Raw genomic sequence first — 9,087 nt, 5'->3', positions numbered from 1 at the left:
GAACCCGAACGTATGGACAGCGACACACCTCCCCTTATCGTGGATATCGATGGGACACTGACCGACGAGAGTCGCGCGCTTGACCCTCATGTCATACCGGTCCTCCGCGAGTGGCCCGCACGTGTCGTCATCGCGACTGGGAAAGCGATGCCGTTCCCGATTGCGCTCTGTGAGTTTCTCGGCCTCGATCGGACAGTCGTTGCCGAGAACGGCGGCGTCGTGTTCGTCGAAGCCACCGATGAACTCAGATTGGAAGGCGACCATGAGGCGGCGCTGGCGGTCGGCGAATCCTATCGCGACCTAGGTCACGACCTCGGCTTCGGACAGATAGACCTTGCAAACCGTTGGCGCGAGACGGAACTCGTTGTCTCGCTCGACCAGCCGCTCGAACCGCTGGAAGAACTGGCCGCGGCACGCGGGCTCGTCGTCCTCGATACCGGCTTCGCCTACCACGTCACAGACCCTGTCGTCGACAAGGGGACTGGGCTCGAAGCGGTGTGTTCGGAGTTGGATCTGGACCCGGCAGAGTTCCTGGCGGTCGGCGACTCGGTGAACGACGCACAGATGTTCGACTTGGCCGGTGAAGCCGTAGCCGTCGCCAATGCCGATGAAACGGCGCTCGAACGGGCCGACCGGGTGACTGATGCGAGCTATGGCGATGGCTTCCTCGAAGCGGTCGCGCCGTATCGAGACTGAGGCACTGGTTTCGAAAAGCACGGTACGCGGTCGCCGGTCTGCTGATGCCACGTACCGGGTTGGCTTCGCTGCGTAAGTCAACGACCACTCTACGCAGTATGTCGTGACGGTGTCTCTCTTTTTGACCGGCCCGTCTGTACTGCCCCTCGGTATCGCGTATGCAGACCACACACTGCACGAGTGGCTTTCGTGAGCAGCCAGATGTCACGCTGACCAGTGGTTAGCCAAATTGGCGGACAGGTGACGCCATCGACAGCAGTCGGCTATCTACGGGGCGGCGCCACACGACCGCAAACCCCGTATAGTGGTTCAGTCCATGAGCCGGTCTGGCTGCGCCCTCGCGTATAAATATCCGTCCGGCTGTTATTGTGAGAGAGAGACTCATTCACTGGATTCAGGAGGGCTCTGGAGGCCTAAATCCGGGGAAGGCTTATGTCTGCCCCACGGTAACGAGGGGATATGAGCCCCGACCGGGCTGTCCTCCGGCGCGCGCTTGACCGCGGTGAACGGGAGGGCGGCAGCGTCGAGTTCAAAGAACGGCTCACCGAAGATCTCCACCTGTCCGAGGGGCGACTCGAATCCCTCGCGGCGCAACTCCGCCACCGTGTTCTCTCCGGAGATGGGGAGGCGACGTACGTCGTCGGCGTCACCGACGACGGCGGTCTCGCCGGCATCTCGCCGGCAGAGTTCTCCGAGTCGATGGACGTGCTTAGCCTGCTGGCAGAGGAAGCCGGCGCGCACATCGAGGAGGTCAAAACGTGGGGCGTTGACGGCGTTTCAGAGAACGGATCGACGGACACAGACGGTATCGTGGGTGTCGCGACAGTCTCCGAGGGGTCGGTCCTTGCAGACGATGACCACATTGTGGTGGGAACTGCCGGGCACGTCGACCACGGCAAATCCACGCTCGTGGGGTCGCTAGTCACCGGTGACGCCGACGACGGCGAAGGTGGGACACGCGGCTTCCTTGACGTGCAGCCACACGAGGTCGAACGGGGCCTCTCGGCGGACCTCTCATACGGCGTCTACGGCTTCGACGCGGACGGCGAGCCAATTCGCATGGACAACCCGCACCGGAAGGACGACCGCGCGCGGGTCGTCGAAGAATCCGACAGGCTCGTCTCCTTCGTCGACACCGTCGGCCACGAGCCGTGGCTCCGGACGACCATCCGCGGCCTCGTCGGCCAGAAACTCGACTACGGCCTCCTGACCGTCGCGGCCGACGACGGGGTGACAGAGACGACGCGCGAGCATCTCGGCATCCTGCTGGCGACGGACCTCCCGACGATTGTCGCGCTCACCAAAACCGACCTCGTCGACGGTGAACGGGTCGCCGAAGTCGAACGCTCAGTCGAGCAAGCACTGCGAGAGGTCGACAAGACGCCGCTCCGGGTAGAGCGCCACGGCGTCGACACGGCTATCGACGAAATATCTGAGACTGTCGTTCCCGTCGTCACCACCAGCGCCGTCACCAAGGCGGGGCTGGACGCCCTCGACGAGATGTTCGAGGCGCTACCAAAGACTGCCGGCGAGGTGGGCGATTTCCGGATGTACGTCGACCGGACGTACAACGTTCAGGGGGTCGGCGCGGTCGCCTCCGGCACCATCAAATCCGGCGAGGTCGAGGCTGGCGACGAACTGTTACTTGGACCGATGCAAGACGGGAGTTTTCAGGAGGTCGAAGTGCGGTCCATCGAGATGCACTACCACCGGGTTGACGAAGCCAAGGCCGGCCGTATCGTCGGCATCGCGCTGAAGGGCGTCCGCGAGGCGGATATCGAGCGCGGGATGGTCCTGCTACCGAGCGATGCCGACCCGTCGCCGGTACAGGAGTTTGAGGCTGAGGTAATGGTGTTGAACCACCCAACCCGCATCGGCGACGGCTATGAGCCCGTGGTCCACCTCGAAACAGTCAGCGAGGCCGCGGCGTTCTATCCGGAAGGCGGGCAGTTGCTCCCGGGCGACGCCGGCAAGACCCGTGTCCGATTCAAATTCCGCTCCTATCTCGTTGAAGAGGGCCAGAAGTTCGTTTTCCGCGAGGGGAGTTCGAAGGGCGTCGGGACCGTCACCGACACCGACCCGGCGGAGTAGCGGCCCGTCATTTCACTCATTTTCGTTGTTTTCGGTTGGCTGTCTGTAGCCGTCATCCGTTTTTTGAGCGAGTCCGAACACTACGGCCCATTCCAGCAGGTTCGCCGTGCGCTCCTGCCAGACCGATTCCCAGTCGGTGTGGCGTTCGCGTTCCCAGCGGGGAATCTCAGCCCGGAGCGCATCGAACGCAGTGTCACCGTCTACCGACTCCGAATCGAGAGCAGCGAGGAGCACATCGACGCCGAAGACCGATTCCTCGAAGGCCGTCGCTAGGTCCGCCCGGTCGAGGTCCGTCCTCGTCCGGTAGTAACCCCGCTCGCTCTCGGCGACCAGTCCCAGCGCCTGCAAGAGCACGAGGTACTTCTGGGCCGTTTCGCGGTCGGACACGTCAGTCGCCGTCTGTATCGCGCGACAACAGTCCGCCTCGCTGTCAGGGACAAGCGGAAGCGCCTCTCTTGCGGTCTCCAGAAACGGGCGCGAGCGGGCCGGCGGCGCGACCTTGTAGCGCATCTCTTACAGGCCGAAGCTCTCGGCCAGCACGTCCTCGCTCGTCTCACCCACCACGTGCGTGTCGCCGCCGACCACGTCGATGGTGACCGCAGCGGGACCGAACAGTTCGACGGGGAGTTCCGCGAAGTCCCAGTCCACGTCCTCGAAGACGCCCTCTAGCGGCTCGCCGTATTCTCGGGCCGCGACGGAGGGGACCTCGTCGAACCGGTCGAAGGACTCGTCGACGGTGAGGTGGACCTCGCTGCCGTAGGCGAGTGCGTCTGTGGTCCGAGCCATCGCAGTTGCTTCGTCATCGGCGACCGGCGCGACCGGCGCGCGGCCGCTGGCCGACAGCACCGACACCGGGTCGAAGCCGAGTTCGGCCAGTCGGAAGACAGCCAGCTCGGCGGCCCGGGCCGCGGCGACGACGCTCCCGGTGACACTCGCAGTCGCGAACGACGGCAGGAACACGCCCGTCTCGGGGACGCCTGTGCGCTCAGCGACTTGGCTCGCAACGTCCTCGTCCGGCAGTTCGTCGGTCTCTACGGCCAGCACGGCGAAGTCGGCGTCCTCGCGGTAGCCGATACGCTGGAAGGCTTCCTCCTCGGCGACGAGCGCGCGTGCGGGGCCGCTCCCGAGCGCCTGAAAGTCATCGACGGCCAGCTCCCAGCCGCCCTTTTGTGAGCACAGCAGGGCCAGCGCCGGGTGGTCTGTCGACAGTTCGACGTGGTTCAGCGGCGCGCCCCCGACGGTGGCCATCGTGGACTGGACCGTCGCCAGCCCGGCCGTCTGGATTTCCGCGAGTAGCATGCCGGCCTCGACAGCGCCGGGGACCTCGACGCCGAAGTCCAGCACCGCGGCGTCGCCCTCCAGCGCGTGTACGTCTATCGTGAGTTCGTCGGCGAAGTCGATGGCCTCGTCAACGAGTTCCGTGGCCATCCGGTTGAGACTATCCATACGCCGTCTTTGGCACCCTTCCCTTTAATCTCCGCCTTCGGCCGCGTCGCTTCTGGCCGCCCGATCTAGATGCTCCTCGACGGCGTCGACCTTGTCTCGCGCCTGCTGGTCAACGGTCCGCTTGTCGTCGATTTTCAGGAACGTGCTCACGCGGTCGGCCTGCTCGCCGACAGCCTCGTGAGCGGCGTGGGTGGCCGCGAACAGTTCTTTGCTGTCCTCCGCTTCGATGATCGTTCCCATCGGCGTCGTCTCGTACTCGACATCGAACGCCTCCAGCGCCGCGACGGCGTCAGCGACGTACGACGACATGCTGCCTTCGATGACCGGTGCGACCGAGAGAAACCCTATGCAGGTCATACTGGTTTCTCACGCGCGCTCGAAACCTAACCGCTATGATGCTCGCGTAACGCTATCGGTGTCTGACTGGAGGAACGAAACTACCGCTGTTCGGAACGCTTACTCGCCTTCTTCGACCGGTGCCCCGCGAGCGTTCGTCTTGACGCTCTGGAGCCCCTGCTTCGCTTTCTGCTTGGAGGCGTAGCCCTGCCCGCAGTCGGCAATGATCTCTCCGTTGTCGTGGCGGAGCCGCCAGCGCGCCTTCCCTTCGCTGTCTTTGAACAGTTCGAATGTCGCCTTGCTGCCCCCTTCTTCGACAACACTGTCGTCTTTCGACTCATCGACGACGTACGCCCCGGGCGCGTTGGATTTGACGCTCTCAAGACCCTGCTCGGCCTTCTGCTTGGAGGCGTAGCCCTCCCCGCTGTCGGCGATGATGTTCCCGTTGTCGTGGCGGAGCCGCCAGCGGTACTGCTCGGCGCTGTCCTCGTACACCTCGAACGTGGCCTTGCTCGCAGCCACATCGGTCGCCACCTCTCCCTCATCCTCGTTCCACTCCATATCGATTTCAAGGGTGACAGTGCCGTCCTCTCGCTCGACCTCAACCTCGAACTCGGATTCGGCCGGCGGCGTGACCGTTACAGTCTGTTCCTCATCCGCTGGGGCTGGCTCACCGCGGCTGAGCCTGTTTGCCAACCGCCGGAAGTACGATGCGATTCCTCTGCGACTCCGTGTTTCCTGTGACTCGTGGACCGTCTCGTCCGTCATACACTCTCATTGTCGATGGGGCAACAAATAATGGTACTCCCCGGTTTCCGGGTGGCGCTCCGACGACTCAGATGAGTACATGACAGCGGTACTATATGACTGGGCGACGCGATAAGACGCATCGCTTGCCGATTTGGAATCAGAGAAATGCGCCGGCTGGGAGTGAGCAATCGCGACGCGATTGCGAATCACGACGGACGAAGTCCGTCGGTGTTTGAACCCGATGCAAATCCAGTGCGATTGCACGACTCACGGATACCGAGCACACGCGACGCGGTGCTCACTGGAATAGTTCGTCGTAGAAATGCGCTGGCTGGGATTTGAACCGGAGCCAGACGTTCCCGCTCGCTCCCAGTGGTCGCTCGCGGGCTGCGACTGGCAGGGCTCAAATCCAGTGCGATTACACAGCATCCAGTACGCGGCGCGATAAAACGCGCCGCTCGAGAGTTTGGATGAAGGGAAATGCGCTGGCTGGGATTTGAACCCAGGTTGTGACCATGGCAAGGTCACGTGATACCAACTACACTACCAGCGCTTGCTTCGTTTGCCCTGACATTCACGACCGGTGGTCGCTCAGTGCCAGCGCGCAACGCCTCGTTGCAATCAAATCTGGCGGGGGTGAGAGTAAAAAGCCTTCCGTTTTCCGGGGAAAATCGTGGGAAGTGAGGGCAATCATCTCCCCGTCTGAGCGCCGGATCATGTGATGGCGTCACGAGACATGACCTTTCGGAAGCGGCAAAACAGTGAATGCGTGCATCGGTTCCGAACCGGCATGACGGACCATGTGAACGCGACGCATCGCGTGCGTGAAACGGGGGCTTTTTAAGCCCTGGAAAGGGAGATATCGGCACAGTCTAGTGGCGCGACGTGGAAGCGTCACGGCATGACGACCAGCGTACTCGTGCCGTCTTCCCTTGCACGGGAAGCCGAAGACAGACGCGAGGCAACTCGCAAGCTCGGTTACGTGGCCCGCGCGGCCGCGGTCTACCGGGTTGATCGGCTGACAGTGTACCCCGACCCTGACGGGGCGGGCAAATGGGAAGACGGGTTCGTCGAAACCGTGCTGCGGTACGCCGCGACGCCCCCACACCTCCGAAAGGAGATGTGGGGTAAGCGGGACGAACTGGAGTACGTCGGCGTCCTGCCGCCGCTCCGCGTGCGTTCACAGACCGGCTCCGGATCTGAGGGTTCGGGGTCGTTAAGACAGGGAATCGTGACCGAGGTCGGAGCTGATGGGCGCGTCCGGGTCAATTGCGGCATGCAACACCCGATCTCCCTTCCCGTCCCAGCGGATATGGACGTGGAACAGGGAGAGCGCGTGACCGTCAGGGTCTCTTCGCGACGGCCGGTCCGGGCGAAACTCGTCGACGCCCCCACAACGGGATTCGACGTTGTCGCCGCGGACCTCGATGCGGCACTCTCGCGCGACGATGCCGGGCTCACTATCGCGTCCTCGCGATACGGCGAGCCGGTAACGTCGACCCGTCTCGGCCAGTTGGCCGAGCGGCGCGACGCCGAGGGCGGCATGACCGTCGCCTTCGGGGCACCCGAGCGCGGGTTACCGTCGATACTCGACGTTGCCCCGGACGCCGTCGGGGGAGACCAGACGAGCGACGAACCAGAAGGGTTCGACCTCTGGCTGAATACGGTTCCGAACCAGGGCAGTGAGGTTGTGCGAACGGAAGAAGCTCTGTTCGCCTCCCTCACCTGTCTAACCCTCACGGAGTAAACGAATGCCACAACCAAGCAGACCACGCAAAGGCTCGCTGGGCTTCGGCCCGCGCAAGCGCTCGACGAGCGAGACGCCTCGCTTCAACAGCTGGCCGTCTGACGACGGGCAGCCGGGCGTCCAAGGGTTCGCCGGCTACAAGGCAGGCATGACTCACGTTGTGCTTGTCAACGACGAACCTAACTCCCCCCGCGAAGGGATGGAGGAGACTGTCCCGGTGACAGTCATCGAGACGCCGCCGATGCGCGCCGTCGCCCTGCGAGCGTACGAAGACACGCCGTACGGTCAGCGTCCGCTGACGGAAGTCTGGACCGACGAGTTCCACTCGGAGCTCGACCGGACCCTGGACGTTCCGGAGGACCACGACCCGGACGCTGCTGAGGAACAGATACGCGACGCACACGAGGCCGGTGACCTCGGGGACCTGCGACTCATTACGCACACCGTCCCCGACGCCGTCCCGAGCGTCCCGAAGAAAAAGCCCGACGTGATGGAGACTCGCGTCGGCGGTGGGTCCGTTTCGGACCGCCTCGACCACGCCCTTGACATTGTCGAGGACGGTGGCGAACACGCCATGAACGACATCTTCCGCGCCGGCGAGTACGCCGACGTGGCCGGTGTCACGAAAGGCAAAGGGACGCAGGGTCCCGTCAAGCGGTGGGGCGTCCAGAAACGGAAAGGCAAGCACGCCCGCCAGGGATGGCGCCGACGGATCGGCAACCTCGGTCCGTGGAACCCGTCCCGCGTGCGCTCGACGGTCCCCCAGCAGGGGCAGACCGGCTACCACCAGCGCACCGAGCTCAACAAGCGCCTCATCGACATCGGCGAGGGCGACGAGCCCACCGTCGATGGCGGCTTCGTCAACTACGGCGAAGTCGATGGGCCGTACACGCTCGTGAAGGGCTCCGTGCCCGGTCCGGACAAGCGCCTGGTGCGCTTCCGGCCCGCGGTGCGTCCGAACGACCAGCCGCGCCTCGACCCCGAGGTGCGCTACGTCTCCAACGAATCGAACCAGGGATAACCTATGCAGGCAACAATCTACGACCTGGACGGCAACACAGACGGCGAGGTCGACCTGCCGGACGTCTTCGAGACGCCGGTTCGGTCCGACCTCATCGGCAAAGCTGTACGTGCCGCACAGGCCAACCGAAAGCAGGACTACGGGTCCGACGAGTACGCCGGCCTCCGAACGCCGGCCGAGTCCTTCGGTAGCGGCCGCGGCCAGGCACACGTCCCGAAGCAGGACGGCCGTGCCCGCCGCGTCCCGCAGGCGGTCAAAGGGCGAAGCGCCCACCCGCCGAAAACCGAGAAGGACCGCTCGCTCGACCTCAACGACAAGGAACGGCAGCTGGCCGTTCGCTCGGCGCTGGCTGCGACAGCCGACGCCGACCTCGTCGCCGACCGCGGCCACGAGTTCGACCGTGACGAAGTGCCCGTCGTCGTTTCCGACGACTTCGAGGACCTCGTCAAGACGCAGGAAGTCGTCTCGCTGCTGGAGGCGCTCGACGTCCACGCGGACATCGACCGCGCCGACGAGACGAAGATCAAGGCTGGACAGGGTTCGGCCCGTGGACGGAAGTACCGTCGTCCCGCCTCGATCCTCTTCGTGACCAGCGACGAGCCGTCGACGGCCGCCCGCAACCTCGCGGGGGCCGACGTGGCGACCGCCAGCGAGGTCAACACGGAAGACCTCGCGCCCGGCGGCGCGCCCGGTCGACTCACCGTCTTCACGGAATCCGCACTCGCGGAGGTGGCCGAGCGATGAGCTGGGATGTCATCAAACACCCACACGTCACGGAGAAGGCCATGAACGACATGGACTTCCAGAACAAGCTCCAGTTCGCCGTCGATGACCGCGCCTCCAAGGGCGAGGTCGCCGACGCCGTCGAGGAGCAGTACGACGTGACAGTCGAACAGGTCAACACGCAGAACACGATGGACGGCGAAAAGAAGGCCGTCGTTCGCCTCTCTGAGGACGACGACGCCCAGGAAGTCGCCTCCAGAATTGGGGTGTTCTAACG

General features: G+C 64.3%; 10 protein-coding genes and 1 tRNA gene. 6 read left to right on the top strand and 5 right to left on the bottom strand.

Annotated elements, in window-relative coordinates:
• The first annotated feature begins 12 nt into the window (after positions 1–12).
• Complete coding sequence (locus RR_RS11240; protein ID WP_011223747.1) at positions 13–696, top strand: phosphoglycolate phosphatase; 684 nt, start codon at positions 13–15, stop codon at positions 694–696.
• Positions 697–1,155: 459 nt separating this feature from the next.
• A complete protein-coding gene (locus RR_RS11235; RefSeq protein ID WP_011223746.1) occupies positions 1,156–2,787 on the top strand; it encodes a GTPBP1 family GTP-binding protein in 1,632 nt (543 codons plus the stop codon).
• A gap of 12 nt (positions 2,788–2,799) precedes the next feature.
• On the opposite strand, the gene RR_RS11230 is transcribed toward RR_RS11235, so the two are convergent.
• The 5 genes from RR_RS11230 to RR_RS11210 form a co-directional block, all read right to left on the bottom strand.
• Entirely contained in the window at positions 2,800–3,297 is a 498-nt protein-coding gene (locus tag RR_RS11230; RefSeq protein WP_011223745.1) for a hypothetical protein, read from the bottom strand.
• A 3-nt stretch (positions 3,298–3,300) separates the two neighbouring features.
• Positions 3,301–4,233 (bottom strand): methenyltetrahydromethanopterin cyclohydrolase, encoded by a 933-nt coding sequence (mch, locus tag RR_RS11225; RefSeq protein WP_011223744.1) that lies wholly within the window; start codon positions 4,231–4,233, stop codon positions 3,301–3,303.
• A gap of 24 nt (positions 4,234–4,257) precedes the next feature.
• Complete coding sequence (locus tag RR_RS11220; RefSeq protein WP_011223743.1) at positions 4,258–4,590, bottom strand: MTH1187 family thiamine-binding protein; 333 nt, start codon at positions 4,588–4,590, stop codon at positions 4,258–4,260.
• Positions 4,591–4,689: 99 nt separating this feature from the next.
• Positions 4,690–5,337 carry an HVO_2922 family protein gene (locus RR_RS11215; RefSeq protein WP_004957428.1) on the bottom strand — a complete coding sequence of 216 codons (648 nt, stop codon included), beginning with the start codon at positions 5,335–5,337 and terminating at the stop codon, positions 4,690–4,692.
• A gap of 463 nt (positions 5,338–5,800) precedes the next feature.
• Positions 5,801–5,872 (bottom strand) — tRNA-Gly (locus RR_RS11210).
• A gap of 348 nt (positions 5,873–6,220) precedes the next feature.
• On the opposite strand from RR_RS11210, the gene RR_RS11205 reads away from it, so the two are divergent.
• From RR_RS11205 to RR_RS11190, 4 genes are read left to right on the top strand one after another with little or no spacing between them, the layout of a single operon-like run.
• Positions 6,221–7,066 carry a putative RNA uridine N3 methyltransferase gene (locus RR_RS11205; RefSeq protein WP_004957426.1) on the top strand — a complete coding sequence of 282 codons (846 nt, stop codon included), beginning with the start codon at positions 6,221–6,223 and terminating at the stop codon, positions 7,064–7,066.
• A 4-nt stretch (positions 7,067–7,070) separates the two neighbouring features.
• Positions 7,071–8,087 carry a 50S ribosomal protein L3 gene (rpl3p, locus tag RR_RS11200; RefSeq protein WP_004957423.1) on the top strand — a complete coding sequence of 339 codons (1,017 nt, stop codon included), beginning with the start codon at positions 7,071–7,073 and terminating at the stop codon, positions 8,085–8,087.
• A gap of 3 nt (positions 8,088–8,090) precedes the next feature.
• Entirely contained in the window at positions 8,091–8,831 is a 741-nt protein-coding gene (rpl4p, locus tag RR_RS11195; protein ID WP_004957420.1) for a 50S ribosomal protein L4, read from the top strand.
• Positions 8,828–9,085 carry a 50S ribosomal protein L23 gene (locus tag RR_RS11190; protein ID WP_004591553.1) on the top strand — a complete coding sequence of 86 codons (258 nt, stop codon included), beginning with the start codon at positions 8,828–8,830 and terminating at the stop codon, positions 9,083–9,085. The genes rpl4p and RR_RS11190 overlap by 4 nt, the downstream gene beginning before the upstream one ends.
• Positions 9,086–9,087: the final 2 nt, after the last annotated feature.

Origin of the sequence: Haloarcula marismortui ATCC 43049 (genome assembly GCF_000011085.1) — an archaeon.
Taxonomy (GTDB): Archaea; Halobacteriota; Halobacteria; order Halobacteriales; family Haloarculaceae; genus Haloarcula; species Haloarcula marismortui.
Note: the sequence above shows the minus strand (reverse complement) of the source record. Positions and strands in the feature narration are given on the sequence as shown.